The sequence below is a fragment of the Erwinia papayae genome (assembly GCF_058241465.1).
On the sequence record NZ_JBZCHT010000013.1, the window covers coordinates 642,510 to 659,068 of the forward strand.

The 16,559-nt window shown below is 55.3% G+C and carries 16 protein-coding genes and 1 riboswitch; of the genes, 10 read left to right on the forward strand and 6 right to left on the reverse strand.

All coding sequences use genetic code 11. The features are described from left to right. Position 1 precedes the first annotated feature (1 nt). The gene (hemE, locus tag AC3RPL_RS19135) at positions 2-1,069 is read right to left on the reverse strand and encodes a uroporphyrinogen decarboxylase (RefSeq protein ID WP_490741167.1); all 1,068 of its coding nucleotides are present in this window, start codon (positions 1,067-1,069) and stop codon (positions 2-4) included. 165 nt (positions 1,070-1,234) lie between these two features. After that, positions 1,235-2,008: an NAD(+) diphosphatase gene (gene nudC, locus AC3RPL_RS19140; protein ID WP_490742095.1), complete on the reverse strand. Its 774-nt coding sequence runs from the start codon at positions 2,006-2,008 to the stop codon at positions 1,235-1,237. Between the two features lie 84 nt (positions 2,009-2,092). Here nudC and rsd point away from each other — a divergent pair, with 84 nt between their 5' ends. From rsd to thiH, 7 genes are all read left to right on the forward strand, one after another. Further along, complete coding sequence (rsd, locus tag AC3RPL_RS19145; RefSeq protein ID WP_490741168.1) at positions 2,093-2,599, forward strand: sigma D regulator; 507 nt, start codon at positions 2,093-2,095, stop codon at positions 2,597-2,599. 121 nt (positions 2,600-2,720) lie between these two features. Next, positions 2,721-2,821: riboswitch (TPP riboswitch) on the forward strand. Between the two features lie 87 nt (positions 2,822-2,908). Further along, positions 2,909-4,843 (forward strand): phosphomethylpyrimidine synthase ThiC, encoded by a 1,935-nt coding sequence (gene thiC / locus AC3RPL_RS19150; RefSeq protein WP_490741169.1) that lies wholly within the window; start codon positions 2,909-2,911, stop codon positions 4,841-4,843. After that, positions 4,840-5,487 (forward strand): thiamine phosphate synthase, encoded by a 648-nt coding sequence (gene thiE / locus AC3RPL_RS19155; protein WP_490741170.1) that lies wholly within the window; start codon positions 4,840-4,842, stop codon positions 5,485-5,487. Before thiC ends, thiE begins: the two co-directional genes overlap by 4 nt. Continuing rightward, positions 5,477-6,238 (forward strand): HesA/MoeB/ThiF family protein, encoded by a 762-nt coding sequence (locus AC3RPL_RS19160; protein ID WP_490741171.1) that lies wholly within the window; start codon positions 5,477-5,479, stop codon positions 6,236-6,238. Before thiE ends, AC3RPL_RS19160 begins: the two co-directional genes overlap by 11 nt. Further along, entirely contained in the window at positions 6,222-6,422 is a 201-nt protein-coding gene (gene thiS / locus AC3RPL_RS19165; RefSeq protein ID WP_490741172.1) for a sulfur carrier protein ThiS, read from the forward strand. The genes AC3RPL_RS19160 and thiS overlap by 17 nt, the downstream gene beginning before the upstream one ends. Position 6,423: 1 nt before the next feature. After that, a complete protein-coding gene (locus AC3RPL_RS19170) occupies positions 6,424-7,200 on the forward strand; it encodes a thiazole synthase (protein ID WP_034934466.1) in 777 nt (258 codons plus the stop codon). After that, positions 7,197-8,339: a 2-iminoacetate synthase ThiH gene (gene thiH, locus AC3RPL_RS19175; RefSeq protein ID WP_490741173.1), complete on the forward strand. Its 1,143-nt coding sequence runs from the start codon at positions 7,197-7,199 to the stop codon at positions 8,337-8,339. Before AC3RPL_RS19170 ends, thiH begins: the two co-directional genes overlap by 4 nt. A gap of 158 nt (positions 8,340-8,497) precedes the next feature. Here thiH and AC3RPL_RS19180 read toward each other — a convergent pair whose 3' ends face one another. Beyond that, positions 8,498-9,934 (reverse strand): aminotransferase-like domain-containing protein, encoded by a 1,437-nt coding sequence (locus tag AC3RPL_RS19180; protein WP_490741174.1) that lies wholly within the window; start codon positions 9,932-9,934, stop codon positions 8,498-8,500. Between the two features lie 172 nt (positions 9,935-10,106). On the opposite strand from AC3RPL_RS19180, the gene AC3RPL_RS19185 reads away from it, so the two are divergent. Further along, the gene (locus tag AC3RPL_RS19185) at positions 10,107-10,298 is read left to right on the forward strand and encodes a DUF1127 domain-containing protein (RefSeq protein ID WP_490741175.1); all 192 of its coding nucleotides are present in this window, start codon (positions 10,107-10,109) and stop codon (positions 10,296-10,298) included. A 90-nt stretch (positions 10,299-10,388) separates the two neighbouring features. Then, positions 10,389-10,841, forward strand: coding sequence for a GNAT family N-acetyltransferase (locus AC3RPL_RS19190; RefSeq protein ID WP_490741176.1), 453 nt, complete (start codon positions 10,389-10,391; stop codon positions 10,839-10,841). 83 nt (positions 10,842-10,924) lie between these two features. Here the strand turns inward: AC3RPL_RS19190 and AC3RPL_RS19195 are convergent, their stop codons facing one another. Genes AC3RPL_RS19195 through AC3RPL_RS19205 form a run of 3 tightly spaced genes read right to left on the reverse strand, consistent with a single transcriptional unit; the run spans position 10,925 to position 14,196 of the window. Next, positions 10,925-11,701 (reverse strand): TIM barrel protein, encoded by a 777-nt coding sequence (locus AC3RPL_RS19195; RefSeq protein WP_490741177.1) that lies wholly within the window; start codon positions 11,699-11,701, stop codon positions 10,925-10,927. Positions 11,702-11,709: 8 nt separating this feature from the next. Then, a complete protein-coding gene (locus tag AC3RPL_RS19200) occupies positions 11,710-12,717 on the reverse strand; it encodes a Gfo/Idh/MocA family oxidoreductase (RefSeq protein WP_490741178.1) in 1,008 nt (335 codons plus the stop codon). 30 nt (positions 12,718-12,747) lie between these two features. Beyond that, positions 12,748-14,196, reverse strand: coding sequence for a sugar porter family MFS transporter (locus AC3RPL_RS19205; RefSeq protein ID WP_490741179.1), 1,449 nt, complete (start codon positions 14,194-14,196; stop codon positions 12,748-12,750). A gap of 170 nt (positions 14,197-14,366) precedes the next feature. Here AC3RPL_RS19205 and AC3RPL_RS19210 point away from each other — a divergent pair, with 170 nt between their 5' ends. Next, the gene (locus tag AC3RPL_RS19210) at positions 14,367-16,388 is read left to right on the forward strand and encodes a sigma-54-dependent Fis family transcriptional regulator (RefSeq protein ID WP_490741180.1); all 2,022 of its coding nucleotides are present in this window, start codon (positions 14,367-14,369) and stop codon (positions 16,386-16,388) included. Positions 16,389-16,559: the final 171 nt, after the last annotated feature.

Here is a 16,559-nt window from a genome sequence, read left to right on the forward strand (position 1 = left end):
CTCAGTCCTGATGATACGGGCGCGAGAGCTGATGTACTGCTTCAACAAACACCCCGGCATGTTCAGGCGGAACATCCTGGTGGATGCCGTGCCCGAGATTGAACACATGGCCATTTCCCTGACCAAACCCCTGCAAAATCCCGGCAACTTCCTGCTCAATACGCGCTGGCGGTGCATAAAGCATCGATGGGTCCATGTTGCCCTGCAATGCCACCTTGTGACCGACACGACGACGGGCATCAGCGATATCGGTGGTCCAGTCCAGACCTAATGCATCACAGCCCGTTTCAGCCATCGCTTCCAGCCACTGTCCACCGCCCTTGGTAAACAGCGTAACCGGCACCCGGCAACCTTCGTTTTCACGCAGCAGCCCGTCCACGATTTTATGCATGTAGTGGAGAGAAAATTGCTGATAGTCACGCCCGGTCAGCACGCCGCCCCAGGTATCAAAAATCATGACCGACTGCGCCCCGGCGCGGATCTGAGCATTAAGATAGAGAATGACGCTGTCGGCCAGCTTATCCAGCATCAGATGCAGGGTTTGTGGTTCGGCGTACATCATCTTTTTCAGTTTGGTGAAAACCTTACTGCTCCCCCCTTCGACCATGTAAGTCGCCAGCGTCCAGGGGCTGCCTGAAAAGCCAATCAGTGGCACCGCGCCCTGCAAATTTTTCCGGATAGTCCGCACCGCATTCATCACATAGCCCAGCTCCTGCTCCGGGTCAGGGACCGGTAATTTTTCCACATCTGCCCGGCAGCTGACCGGGGAGGAAAAACGGGGTCCTTCACCGGCCTCAAACCACAGTCCCAGCCCCATCGCATCAGGGATTGTCAGAATATCAGAGAACAGAATCGCCGCGTCCAGCGGATAACGACGCAGCGGTTGCAGCGTGACCTCACAGGCCAGCTCTGCATTTTTGCACAGCGACATAAAATCTCCGGCCTGGGCACGGGTAGCTTTGTACTCTGGCAGATAGCGTCCTGCCTGGCGCATCATCCAGACTGGCGTCACATCTACCGGCTGGCGCAGCAGCGCGCGCAGATAACGATCGTTCTTCAGTTCACTCATTTTTTTGGGCTCTCGTTTTGCAGGTGCGCAGTATATACCCAAAATAATTCGAGTTGCAGGAAGGCGGCAAGCGAGTAAATCCCCAGGAGCTTACTGAAGTAAGTGACTGGGGTGCGCTCGCGCAGCCAACGCACCTGCAACTTGAAGTATGAAGGGTATAACATTTCATTGTTCTGAGGCGCGGCAGAGCGCAACGGTATCCTCAATCAGGCGACGCGCCACCGTTCCCACCGGTGGCAGAGCTGGCAAGGCATCAAAGCGATACCAGCCCGCATCCAGCAGCTCTTTCGGATCGATGTTGATGTCGCCACTGTGATAATCCGCCATAAATGCCACCATCAGTGATTGCGGAAACGGCCACGGCTGCGAGGAAACATAGCGCAGATTTTTCACCGTAATGCCGCTCTCTTCCATTACTTCTCGTGCCACGGTCTGCTCCAGCGTTTCCCCCACTTCGACAAAACCAGCCAGCACCGTATAGATGCCGTTACGGTGTCGGGTGTGCTGAGCCAGCAGGATCTCATCGCCACGACGAATCGCCACAATGATGCAGGGGGCGAACTGCGGATAGTAACGCTGACGACAGTGGTTGCACAGGCAGGCCCACTCCGTTTTGCTGTGAAGCATCTGATGGCCGCAGTAGCCACACCACTGATGTGAGCGATAGAACTCTGCCAGTTGTACCCCACGTCCGGCAAGCTGAAACAGCCCGACATCCTCACTGAGAAGTTGTCGCACCGAGGCCATTCCCTCTTTGCGGCTGGCACAAATCAGAAATACCGGCTCGCCCAGCCATTCACCAATTAGCGATCCCTGTAAACCTGCCAGTCCGAAATCTTGTGCGCTGCCTCTGGGAAGCTGACCTTCCGGCAACCAAAGTTTCTGTTCATGGCTGACAATCCACCAGCCAGCGTCTACGCTTGAGATCTCACGTTGCATAAATTTGCTCATCCTCCACTTCACAGGCACTCTGTACGACGGGATTGCTCTCAGATATTAAAAATAACACTTACGGAGTCACTCATGCTTGACCAGTTAGACGTCCTGAGCGCACGCGTTGGCGGATGCAATGAGCTGGTGGACTTTTGTCTGCAATTACGTAAGCAGCTGTTAGTTGCTTATTATCAGATGGTTGGCATCAAGCCTGTCAAGGATTCGCTGACCACGCTCAATGAAAATGCGCTGGACACCTTTTGCCAGACCCTGGTGGATTATCTCTCCACCGGCCACTTCACCATCTACGAACGCTTTATCAAAGAGATGGAAGGCAGTAAGCAGCTGGCCAAAGCCGCATTAATTTATCCCTCGCTCCAGGCCAATACCGAGCAGATCATGCAGGTTTATGATTCACATCTCGAAACCGCTATCGATGATGATAACTACCGTGAGTTTCAACAGGCTTTATCCGCCGTAGGCGAAGCGCTGGAAGCCCGTTTTACCCTGGAAGACAAGTTTATCCAGCTGGCGCTGGAGAGAAATGTGCAGCAGCTGGCCCCGGCAAACGATGCCGCACTGGCTCGTCCGGCCTGAAACGTTACCAATTTGTAAAAATCTTGAGCTTTGCTGAAAGCCCCTTTATGCTCAGGGGGCAATAAAGTGACCGACTGTTAGTGGTCATTCTCATTCTGCCTCTCCCCATCGGACAGCAGAATTCATCTTGTCGGAGTGCCCTTCGGGGCTGAGACCGTTAATTCGGGATCCGCGGAACCTGATCAGGTTAGTACCTGCGAAGGGAACAAGAGTAAACATCCAGTGAGGTTATGAGGCCTGCGGCATCATTCCTGCGCTTACTCCCGCCGAGCTCCGGACAAGCCATTTTCCCTGATTCAGGAATGTGCTATGTCTACCGTTGATAAAAAACCTACCCGCCGTGAACAACGTGCTGAAGCCCAGCAGTTTATTGATTCTTTACAGGGCAGCGCTTTTCCCAATTCCAGACGAATTTACCTGACCGGCTCCCGGGCCGATATCCGCGTACCGCTGCGTGAAATTCAGCTCAGCGCAACGATGGTTGGCGGCAGTAAAGAGAACCCGCAGTTTGAAGAAAACGAGCCGGTGCCGGTGTACGATACCGCCGGACCTTACGGCGATCCGGATGCACAAATCGATGTACACGCCGGACTGGAGCCGCTACGTAAACGCTGGATAACCGAGCGCGGGGATACCCATCCCGTTGAGCAACTCAGCTCGCGCTACAGCCAGCAGCGTCTGGCTGATGAAGGATTAGATCAGCTACGCTTTGCTCATCGTCCCGTTCCGCAGCGGGCTGTGCCCGGACGCAGGGTCACTCAGCTGCACTATGCCCGGCAGGGCGTGATTACCCCGGAGATGGAGTTTATCGCCCTGCGTGAAAACATGGGCCGCGAGCGGATCCGTGGCGAGGTGCTGCTTGCGCAACATCCGGGTAACAGCTTTGGCGCGCAACTGCCGGAGGCGATCACCCCGGAGTTTGTTCGTCAGGAAGTGGCTGCCGGACGCGCCATTATTCCCGCCAATATCAATCACCCGGAATCAGAGCCGATGATCATCGGGCGTAATTTCCTGGTGAAAATCAACGCCAACATTGGCAATTCTGCGGTCAGCTCCTCGATTGAGGAGGAAGTGGAAAAACTCGTCTGGGCCGCCCGCTGGGGAGCCGATACGGTAATGGACCTCTCTACCGGGCGTAATATCCACGAAACCCGCGAGTGGATCCTGCGTAACAGCCCGGTGCCGATTGGCACCGTACCGATTTACCAGACGCTGGAAAAAGTGCATGGCATAGCAGAAAACCTCAACTGGGAAATCTTCCGCGATACCCTGCTGGAACAGGCGGAACAGGGAGTCGACTACTTCACTATTCACGCCGGTGTACTGCTGCGCTATGTACCGATGACCGCGAAGCGCCTGACCGGCATTGTTTCACGCGGTGGATCGATTATGGCGAAATGGTGCCTGTCGCATCATCAGGAGAGCTTCCTGTATCAACACTTTCGCGACATTTGTGAAATCTGTGCGGCTTATGATGTCTCCCTGTCGCTGGGTGATGGCCTGCGGCCAGGCTCCATTCAGGATGCTAACGACGAAGCCCAGTTTGCCGAGCTGCGTACGCTGGGTGAACTGACCCGCATCGCCTGGGAGTACGACGTGCAGGTGATGATCGAAGGTCCCGGCCATGTGCCGATGCAAATGATCCGCCGCAATATGACTGAACAGCTGGAGCATTGCCACGAGGCCCCTTTCTATACGCTGGGGCCGCTGACCACCGATATCGCGCCGGGTTACGACCACTTCACTTCCGGGATTGGCGCCGCAATGATTGGCTGGTTTGGCTGCGCCATGCTGTGCTACGTCACGCCAAAAGAGCACCTCGGATTGCCAAATAAAGAGGATGTCAAACAAGGGCTGATCACGTACAAAATTGCGGCCCATGCCGCAGACCTGGCGAAAGGCCACCCCGGCGCACAGATCCGCGATAACGCGATGTCGAAAGCGCGTTTCGAATTCCGCTGGGAGGACCAGTTTAATCTGGCGCTCGATCCACACACGGCCCGGGCATACCACGATGAAACGCTGCCGCAGGAGTCCGGCAAGGTGGCACATTTTTGCTCAATGTGCGGGCCAAAATTCTGCTCAATGAAAATAACCCAGGAAGTCCGGGAGTATGCGGCACAACAGCAAGCGACAGCACAGCCGATTGAGATTGGCATGGCCGGGATGTCAGCCACATTCCGGGAGCTGGGTGGCGAACTCTACCACCCTGTGACTGACCGCTCGCCGGAGGAAAAGGTATGAGTCGCCCTCCCTTTGCTGCGACTGAACAAAGACTGGGGCTGTATCCGGTCGTGGACTCCGTGACCTGGATTGAGCGCTTGCTGGAAACCGGCGTTCGCACCATTCAGCTACGGATAAAAGACCTGACCGGAGAAATGGCCGACCAACAGGTGGCTGCCGCTGTGGCGCTGGGACGACGCTATGGCGCCCGGCTGTTTATCAACGACTACTGGCAACTGGCTGTCAGACATCAGGCTTACGGCGTCCACCTTGGGCAACAGGACATGGACAGCGCCGATCTGGATGCCATTCAACATGCGGGGCTGCGTCTGGGGCTATCCACTCACGATGATGCTGAACTGGAGCGTGCGCTGGCCGAACAGCCTTCGTATATTGCCCTGGGACATATTTTTCCGACACAAACTAAACAGATGCCATCCGCTCCCCAGGGGCTGAGCGAGTTGCAACGTCATGTCGCCCGGCTGCCCGGTATCTCCACCGTGGCAATAGGCGGCATCAGCCTGCAACGCGCCCCGGCCGTGCTGGCAACCGGCGTTGGCAGCATTGCCGTCGTCAGCGCCATTACTCAGGCTGAGGACTGGCAGGCCGCAACCCGGCAGTTGCTGTCACTGGTCGGTGTGGGAGGGGGTGTTGATGCTCAGTGACAGCGACTTTATGCGTTACAGCCGTCAGCTGCTGCTGGAAGAGTTTGGTGCTGATATACAGCAAAAACTGCATAACAGCAGCGTGCTGATTGTCGGGCTGGGCGGCCTGGGCTCCCCGGCGGCGCTCTATCTTGCGGCGGCGGGCGTGGGAAAAATGCTGCTGGCCGATGATGACCGTGTGCATATCAGCAACCTGCAACGGCAGATTCTGTTCCGCAGTGATGAAACCGGCCTGCCCAAAACCGCAGCTGCCAGACAGCATCTGCTGGCCCTGAACCCACAGACAGAGGTGATCACTCTGGATCGCCGCATGGAAGCCACATCGCTGGCAGAAACCATCCGCTCAGTGGATCTGGTGCTCGATTGCAGTGACAACATGGCGACCCGGCAGGCAATCAATGTCGCCTGTGTACAGAACGCCACACCGCTTGTCAGCGCCAGCGCCGTGGGTTTCAGCGGTCAGCTTCTGGTGCTGACCCCGCCATTCCTGCACGGCTGTTACCGCTGTCTGTGGCCGGACGATGCCGAGCCCCCTCGTAACTGCCGGACGTCAGGGGTGCTGGGGCCGGTGGTGGGGATAATGGGCACCATGCAGGCGCTGGAGGCGCTGAAAATGCTGGCGGGACTGACTTCTGCCCTGGATGGCAAACTGCGGCTGTTTGATGGCCGCCAGCAGACCTGGCGAACGCTGAATCTTGAGCGCAGCAGTCAGTGTCCACTCTGTGGAGGCCATCATGAACATCGTCATTAACGATGAGCCTTTTCACCTGGCTGCCGCACTGACGCTGGCATCCCTGCTGCAACAGCTGTCCCGCTCGCCAGCAGGCATCGCTCTGGCGGTTAATCAGCAGATTGTGCCCCGCGATCGTTGGGCAGACTGGTACTTACAGGAAGGGGATGAGCTGGTGATATTCCAGGTCATCGCCGGAGGTTGATATGTTACAGATAGCCGATAAAACGTTTTCTTCCCGTCTGTTTACCGGCACGGGAAAATTCTCCAGTCCGGCCATCATGCTGGAGGCTTTAACCGCCTCCGGCAGCCAGCTGGTCACCGTGGCGATGAAAAGAGTCGATTTACGTGGCGGGGATGACGGTATCCTGCGGCCTTTGCAACAGCTGGGCGTACAGCTGTTGCCTAACACCTCCGGTGCAAAAACCGCCGAAGAAGCGGTTTTTGCCGCACGGCTGGCGCGTGAGGCGCTGGATACACACTGGCTGAAGCTGGAGATCCATCCGGATGTTCGCTACCTGTTACCCGACGCCATTGAAACGCTTAAAGCAGCCCAACAGCTGGTAAAAGAGGGCTTTACCGTGCTGCCCTACTGTCCCGCCGACCCGGTGCTGTGTAAAAGACTGGAGGAGGCAGGCTGTGCGGCCGTTATGCCGCTGGGCGCGCCGATTGGCAGCAATCAGGGGCTGAAAACCCGCGATTTGCTGGCAATTATTATTGAACAGTCGAATGTCCCGGTCGTCATTGATGCCGGGATAGGCGTGCCCAGTCACGCCAGCGAGGCGATGGAACTGGGGGCCGATGCTGTGCTGGTCAACACCGCGCTGGCCTGTGCCAGCCATCCGGTCAATATGGCGCGGGCCTTCCGGCTGGCGGTGGAGGCTGGCGAGCTTGCCTTTCGCAGCGGTCCGGGCAGTCGCCATCAGCAGGCGGTGGCCACCAGCCCGCTGACCCGCTTCCTGACTGACGAGGCGACGCCATGAAGAGTTTTGTTACTCAATGGGAAAAGCTGGACTGGGATGACATCCGGATGCGTATCCACAGTAAAACAGCCGCCGACGTTGAGCGGGCGCTGAATGCGCCCAGGGTGGGGCGTGAGGAGCTGATGGCGCTGCTTTCCCCTGCCGCACAGCCTTATCTTGAGCCGCTGGCGCAAAAAGCTCAGTACTTGACCCGCCAGCGATTTGGCTATGCGGTAAATCTGTTTGTTCCTCTGTATCTTTCCAACCTGTGTGCCAACGACTGCACGTATTGCGGCTTTTCCATGAGCAACCGGATTAAACGCAAGACGCTGGATGCGCGGGAAATTGACCGGGAATGTCAGGCTATCCGCGAGCTGGGATTTGACCAGCTGCTGCTGGTTACCGGCGAGCACCAGAGCAAAGTCGGCATGGATTATTTTCGCCAACATCTGCCGGGCATTCGCCGCCACTTCAGTTCACTGATGATGGAAGTGCAACCAATGAGCGAGGCAGACTACGTTGAGCTGAAAACGCTGGGGCTGGATGGCGTGCTGGTGTATCAGGAGACCTACCATCCGGCGGTGTACCGCCAGCACCATCTGAAGGGGAATAAACAGGATTTCTTTTTCCGACTGGAAACGCCGGACAGGCTGGGCAGCGCAGGGGTGGATAAGATTGGGCTGGGTACGCTGATTGGCTTGTCAGACAGCTGGCGAACAGACTGTTATATGATGGCAGAGCACCTGTTGTGGCTACAAAAGAGCTGGTGGCAGAGCCGTTATTCCGTGGCATTTCCCCGCCTGCGCCCCTGTGCCGGGGGCATCCAACCCGCCTCGCTGATGGATGAAGCACAGCTGGTACAGGTTATTTGCGCTTTCCGTCTGTTTGCGCCGGAAGTGGAACAGTCGTTGTCGACCCGCGAATCTCCCCGTTTCCGGGACAGGGTGGTGCCGCTGGCGATTAATTCGCTCAGCGCCTTCTCGAAAACGCAACCTGGTGGCTATGCCGATGGCAATACGGAGCTGGAGCAGTTTTCTCCCCACGACAATCGTCATCCACAGCAGGTCGCGAAAGCGTTAATGGCGGCAGGAATGCAGCCGGTGTGGAAAGACTGGGACAGTCATCTGGGACGTTCGTGCGTAACAACGCACAATTTTTAAAAAACTTGCTGCAACCACTGAATACTATTACGGCCCGTCTTCCGGGCCTGTTTTCAGCCACTTTCGGCGAAGGTCTTCTGCTGTAAATTACCTGCTGTCGATGCCAAAACGGCATCGTCCAGGCCCGAAACCCTTCCTTCCAGTCGGGCCTGCCTTCATTACTCCTCCACCGTGGTGACGCATTTTTCCATTGCATCTTCGACCGCCGCACCAAGGATCTTCAGCGCATTCTCGGTCTTGTCGGTAAAAGGCTGGGCGTAATTCAGCCGCAGACAGTTGCGATACTTACCTGAAGCAGAAAAAAGCGAGCCCACCGCTATCTGGATATGACTCTCTTTGAGCTTTCTGTTCAGCCGCACGGTATCCAGTGCCTCCGGCAGTTCTATCCATACCAGATAGCCGCCCTGGGGCCGCGTCACACAGATACCGCAGGGGAAATGCCTGCGCAGGGAGAGCGTGAAAGCCTGAAGATTTTTCTGGTACTGCTGCCGCATTCTGCGCAAATGCACAGAATAAAAACCCTGACGAATAAATTCCGCCACCGCCATTTGTGGCTGCTTCGCCGTAGAACCGGTCACGATGTATTTCATGTGCAATACGCGATCAAGATAGCGCCCCGGCGCCACCCATCCCACACGCAACCCCGGTGAGAGGGTTTTAGAGAATGAGCTGCAAAGCAGCACCCGACCATCATCATCCAGCGACTTGATGGTGATGGGACGCGGGTAGTCATAGCTCAGCTCGCCATAGACATCATCTTCAATAATCGCCGCGTCAAAGCGCTGAGCCAGCGCCAGCAACGCTCGCTTACGCGAGTCCGGCATGGTAAAACCCAGCGGGTTATTACAGACAGGTACAACGAGCACCGCTTTTACCGGCCACTGGTCAAAGGCCAGCTCCAGCGCTTCCAGACTGATGCCGGTACAGGAGTCAGTAGGGATCTCAATAGCTTTAATGCCAAAACCACGCAGCGTCTGCATGGTGCCATAAAAGGCGGGCGACTCCACGGCGACGATATCACCTGGCTGACAGATTGCGCGGATGGCAACTGACAACGCCTCCTGGCAACCGGTGGTAATGACAATCTCCTCAGGTGTCAGATGGCAGCCACTGTCGATGGTCAGTCTGGCCACCTGTTCACGCAGTTCCAAAACACCATACAGACTGTCGTAATCCAGCATCTGCATATCCTGCTGGTTTCCCATGCGGCTGAAAATTTTCCACAAGGGTTTCAGCGTCGGCTGTTGCAGATCCGGAATTCCGCTGCCCAGCTTGATGACATTCTCACCTTCACGCACATTGAGCAGCTCGAGCACCGACTCCCATTGCGTGATCTCCACCGGCCGCTGTACCGGTCGGGTAATGGCCGGTACAGGAGGTGCCGCACGGCGTGAGCTGACAAAATAGCCTGAGCGCGCCTGAGGAGCGATAAGTTGCTTCTCCTCCAGCAGATGATACGCCTGCTGAACGGTGCTGATGCTGACGCCATGTTCACTGCTTAAGGTTCTGACCGAGGGCAATCGCTCGCCACTTTGATATAAACCCTGCTCAATCCGCTGCATCAGCAGCGCGGCCAGATGCTGATAACGTGTCAATTGTATCCTCCCCCTAACGGTAACTGCGATAAAAGCAGTACAGATAGCGTTTTAAATCACCATTCAGCGCTACTATTACGCGATCTGTATGTTAAAGAAAAGTGATTTTTGCATCTGTATCATCCTGCCTCCGCGCCGCAAAATAGAACGAGACTAACGCGAGGAGGACAGTATGGAATTTTACGAAAACCGCAGCGCTCGCCCTTTTAAAGAATCACCATTTCGTTTGATCTGTCAGCTGCCATACCGGATGTGGAAAAGCTGGCGGTTGCGTACGCTTACCCGACGGGCATTGTCCCGACTGGACAGAGCGCAGCTGCGGGATATCGGCTTAACCTGTGAAGATGTAAACCGCCTTAAGTGATGTGGCATTGGGCGCGGAAGCTTTCGCCCTCCCGGTTGCTGAGGCTGGCTCAGCAACTTTTTTTCTGCTGTAAAGCCTGTGGAGTAAGTCATGACCTCGCATCTCAGCTGGCATCGTGACACTTTTGTGGTGTCAACCGATCCGGCACAACTGGATCTCACCGCTATCCATGCATATCTTACCCGCTCAACGTGGGCCGCAGGGATTGACCGGGCTACCGTGCAGAAAAGCCTGCAAGGCAGCCTCAATTTTGGTCTGTATCAGCACAATGAACAGATTGGCTTTGCCCGGCTGATCACCGATTACGCCACCTTTGGCTATCTTTGCGACGTCTGGGTCATAGAAGAGTTTCAGAAGCAGGGACTGGGCCGCTGGCTGATGGAGTGCTGTCATTCCCATCCGCTTTTGGCAACATTACGCAGAATTATGCTGGTAACCAGCACCGCGCCCTGGCTGTATGAGAAATGCGGTTATTCAGCAATGACCAAAAAAAGCAACGCCTGGCAGATCGTTCGCCCGGATATTTACCGCAGGCAAGCCTGATGCGCGGAAGGAGCCTGGGTGGATGCGGATATTGCGCCTGATTTACCGGCACCGCCTTATCAGCGCGATGCCGGTAAACTCAATCAGGAAAAGGCCGTACGGAAGGCATTTAGCGCGGTGGTAGCATCTGCGGATGCCCAGCCTTCCAGCGCCACCACACCCCGGTAGTCAATTTCACGCAGTACCCTGGCGATAGCCGGATAGTTGATCTCTCCGGTTCCCGGTTCTTTTCGTCCCGGCACGTCGGCAACCTGAATTTCACCAATATGACGGTTGCTTCTGCGGATCAACTCGCACAAATTCCCTTCGCCAATTTGGGCATGATAAATGTCGAGATTCATCTTCAAAAACGGGCTGTCTACCGCCCTGACCAGCGCCAGCGTCTCTTCTGCTCTGGCAAATGGCGTACCAGGATGGTCGACGGCGGTGTTCAGATTTTCCAGTGTGAATACCCGTCCGGCCCCTTCACCCAACGCAGTCAGCGCATCTAACGTCTGCTTTGCCGTAAGCCACATCTCACCAGTGACCACCTCGACCGGCCTTACCGGCAAACCAACGTTATTCAATCCCGTACCATGCAGATTGAGTGACGGACAGCCAAGCCGTTCCGCAACCCGCAGCGACTCTTCTGCGCTGCCGAGCAGCTCGCGGATCCCCTCTTTCTCCGTCAGATTTCCGGAGAGATAACCGGTCATAGAAGTAAAACGGGCACCGGTCTGAATGAGCGCGTCAATATCCTTTTGCGCCCAGCCCCAGATCTCCACGCCAAAGCCCAGCGCGTGAATGCGCCTCACCCGTTCAATAAAGGGCAGGTCGAGAAATACCATTTCGGCACAGACAGATAATGTGTATTGAGACATAGCTGACCTCAGAGCGTAATCGGTTTAGATTGTTGCACCGACGCGATGCAGGCGAGCGCGATTTCCAGTGCGTTACGCGCATCCGTACCGCTGGCGTTGGGTGCATCCCCACACGACACGCATCGAACAAAGTCAGTCAGCTCAGCAACATAGGCGTCACGTAACAGATCGGTGTCACGACGTGCGGTATCCACGGAAATTCCCTCGGCGGTATAGCGTATGCAGTTATTCACATTAATGCTGCCAGCCTGAAGCATACCCTTGCTGCCAAAGACTTCACCACGCACATCATAGCCATAAACCGCCTGGAAACTGGCTTCTGCCGTGGCAATAGCGCCATTATCAAAATGGATATTGACCACTGCCGTATCCAGTAAGCCATGCTGTTTAAAATCGGGCCGCACCAGCGCATCGGCTATAGCGTAAACACTGACCGGTTTTGCGCCCGGATTCAGGTACAGTAAAATGTCGAAATCGTGGATTAGCGTTTCCAGAAAGATGGTCCAGTGGGGGATTGGCGAAGGGTCAACCAGCGCGGGATCGCGAGTGGTGGAGCGCAGCAATTGCGGAACACCAATTTTCCCGGTGGCAATTTCTTTTCTGGCTGCGGAAAAGCCACTGACGAAACGGCGATTAAACCCCACCTGTAATACCACACCGGCGGATCGGGCGGCATTGATTGCGCTGTCGGCCTCTTCCAGCGTGATGGCCATCGGTTTCTCGCAGAAAATGCTTTTGCCCGCTCTGGCCGCCGATACCACCAGCGCCGCATGGGTGCGGGCGGGCGATGCAATGATCACCGCGTCAATTTCCGGGTCATTCAGCATTGCCTCCGGATCGGTAAAAGACTTCTCCGCACCCAGTGACGCGGCCAGTTTTTCGGCTGCACCCGGAACCGGATCGGCGACTGCCGCCAGAACCGCACCGGGAATAATTTGCGCTACCGTCTGACCATGAAAACTCCCCATGCGTCCTGCACCAATCAAACCCACGCGTACAGTGTTGTTAACAGACATATCGTTCTCCTTTCTGTCAGGTTGAAATGCTTATTTTTCTGAAACGGACGCGGAGGAAACAGACCTTGCCTGTTCACCGCCAAAGCGACGTGATTTTGAAAGCATCAGCGGTTCAATGTGCTCCAGAGAGACGCCTCTGGTTTCCGGAAGGAAGCGTCCAACAAACCAAAATGCAACCAGGCTGAAGCCACCACAAAGCAACAGCGGAAAAGCACCATTAAAATGCGCCATCAGGGTGGGGTTGCGATTCATCATTGGGAAGCTTTGCGTCACGATAAAGTTCGACATCCACATCGAACAGAAGGCAAATCCCATTGCCACCGCACGCATACGGTTTGGGAAGATTTCGGAGATCAGCAGCCAGGCTCCCAGACTCCAGGACATACCAAACACCAGCACAAAACAGATCAGGCCAATCACCGGGGCATACCCTTTCATGTCATGCATAAAGGTCCACGAGGTGATAAATAAACATGCCGCACAGCCTAACGAACCCCAGCGCAGCAGCGGGATACGCCCTGTCCGATCGACAGCAAACAGGGCGAAGATGACGCCAGCCAGCAAAGCAAGGCCAAGAAAGATACTCTGGAACAGGGAGTCCTGAGTATTACCGGTGACGTTCTGAAGCAGCGACGGCGCGAAGTAGAGCAGGATATTAATGCCCGAAACCTGTTGCAGCACCGCAATCGCGCAGCCAATCCACAGGATGTAAGTGGCTTTTTTATCGCGCAGTATGCCTTTTTCCGCCACGCCGTCCGGCTGTTCTGCAATCACCAGTGACTGCCTGATTTCACTATGCAGACGTTGCGCATGGGTCGGATTGGAAAGGCGGGTCAGAACCTTCAGCGCCTTCTCCTGCTTATCACGCAGCACATACCAGCGCGGAGATTCCGGCATAAAGCACACCAGTAGCATAAACAGCAGGCAGGGTATCAGACCGGAGGCCAGCATCCAGCGCCAGCCGGTGGTGACCAGCCATTGATGCGGCATGCCTTTTGCGATGAGAAAATTCACCACATAAACCACCACCTGGCCTGACACCATCAGCATTTGCTGCATTCCCAGCATCCGACCGCGCAGATCTTTAGGTGACACTTCCGCGATATACAACGGCGTCACCGCCGATGCCATCCCAACTGCCAGACCGCCAATCATTCGATAGATGACAAACTCCGTCAGCCCCGAGGCCAGCGCCGCGCCGATTGCCGAAATCGCAAACAGGATGGCGGTGATAATCAGTGTCGATTTACGACCGTAGCGGTCAGAAACATATCCCACACCCCAGGCACCGATAACACACCCAAGAATTACGTTTGATACCGCCCAGCCGCTCTCTGCCGGGGTTAAAGCAAGGTGTGCGGTAAGGGGATCGATAACCCCTGAGATTACTGAAGCGTCGTAACCTAATATGACGCCACTCAGCGAAGCAATCGCACAAATAAAGATGATGTAGGGCACATTGTGTTTTCGTGTCGACATACTATTTCTCCACGTTGATTTTTTTCGTTTTTATCCGGTACAGGTAAGGCATTGTCACTTTAGCAAAAGCTATGCCAGCTGTTAGTTCGCTGTTTTTAAAGGAAATAAAAAAAGGATGGCGATCACAAAGTGTTCACAATAAAGACATGTACATTCAACATGTGTATAGAATGAACACTCCACTTTTTTTCAGGGTGAAAAATATGTATCAGGAAAATGCACATCAGTGGGAGGAGGAATGGAGCTTGCTGGCACAGCTAAATCATCAGCAACGTTTCAGTCAGTATCGCCGTAGTTTGCGAAAAGCATGGTGCGAATTCGCTGAAGGCCGAATGCCGGAAGGACTGCGCGGCAGCATCTGTGCCTCATGGGGCCGTTCGCGACAACAGGGGATCGATCCCTGCCATTTTCAGTACAGTTTTTGTACGTCCGATCAACTACGGAGTACGCTCAGCCACAACGCGCTGTTAATCCAAACCGCGCGTGACACCATGCGTAACTTACTGGCTTATAACCCGGATGGTCATATCAATCTGACCGATGCCAGTGGAATAACCCTGTGCTTCTGTGGCCAGGATCTAACCCCCGTTGGCAGTATCCTGAGAGAAAATGTGCTCGGTACAAACTGCTCCGGACGGTGTCTGGCAGAAAATCGGCTGGTTTATCTGCTGAGTGAAGAGAATTATAAGCAGACGCTGCGTGAACGCGGCAAGCACTGTGCCGCCGCACCGATTCACGATGGTAATGGCAACATGTTGGGCGTACTGACACTCACCGCCGATCCGGACTGTTTCCATTACCACACGCTGGGAACAGTGCAGGCAGCGGCCGAGGCTGTTTCTCAGCAACTAATTCTGCACCGCATGGTGGAAGAACAAAAATCGGTGATGGAATCGCTCAACGAAGGCGTGATCGTGGTGGATACGCAAGGGGCAATACGCCAGTTAAATCGCTACGCCCGTCAGGTTCTGATGATAGGTGATGAGGTGCCCGATCGTAATGTTGATGAGGTGTTGCGGCCAGAGGGAAAAACGGTGCGCGCCCTGCCTGCCTGTAAGGATCGCAATATCACATTTTGCCCGACACCAAGCTTACGTGTTCCCTGCCTGATTTCGGTCATTGTTACCCCGGAAGGAGGACGTGTGATTTCGCTGCGCGAAAACAGGCGGACCAGAGACATTACCCGCCGCGTGCTGGGAAGCAGCGCCAGTTACAGCTTTGATATGATCCTCGGCCAGTCGCAGATCATGCAGGATATTCGCAGTAAAGCTTATTCGGCGGGACGTAGCGACAGTACGGTGCTGCTGACGGGGGAAAGTGGTACCGGCAAGGAGCTGTTTGCCCAGTCGATTCATAACAGCAGTTCGCGTGCCCAGGGACCTTTTCTCGCCCTCAACTGCGGCGCTATCCCGCGCGATCTGGTACAGAGTGAACTGTTCGGCTACGAGGAAGGGGCTTTTACCAGCTCACGTCGTGGCGGCGCGGCGGGCAAATTTGAACTGGCTGATGGCGGCACCCTGTTTCTGGATGAGATTGGCGATATGCCACTGGAAGCACAGGCAAGCCTGCTGCGGGTATTACAGGAAAATGAGGTAACGCGTCTGGGCGGTAAACGTCCGCTTAACGTGGACGTGCGCATCATCGCCGCCACCCATCGCGACCTGAATAAAGAAGTCGAGTCTGGCGCATTTCGCCGGGATCTGTACTTTCGCCTGAATGTTATCAGTCTGACCATTCCACCTTTGCGCGCCAGAAGAGAAGATATTAAAGAGCTGGCTGACTGGTTCTGTGAAAAAATTTGTCGCTCTCTCCGGCGTGATAAAGCCAGCTTCTCTGCCGCCGCTGTCGATTTACTCGAAAAGCACTCGTGGCCGGGAAATGTCCGTGAACTGGAGAATATCGTCGAAAGAACGCTGAATATGATGGAGGGCCAGATCGTCGACGTTCACGATCTTCCTGATGAGGTCAAACCCTTACTGCGTAACAAAATCCTGCCCGACGCCAGGCCGGCTGATGTTTTTAGCCTGAAGAGCGGTGAAAAACATTTAATTGAATTGTGTCTGGCTGAAAAACAGGGAAACCTGCGCCAGGTGGCCTTTGCGCTCAGTCTCTCGCGGGGGGCGCTGTATAACAAACTCAAACGCTACGGTATTGATGCGGACCGGTATCGTAAACAGGATGTGACCGGATAACCTGCGGGACGGTGGTGATTTTCTGCAATCTCGCTGAAAGAGTCATGTCGTAAAAGGGTATCGCAGCTGAAAACCGATCTGTCTGGCAGGTGGCTTTGAAAGCAATAAATACGCTGACGGTCTGTCAGCGTTGAACCGACACAGCCAGCAGCCGTTGTTGACCTCACCGAC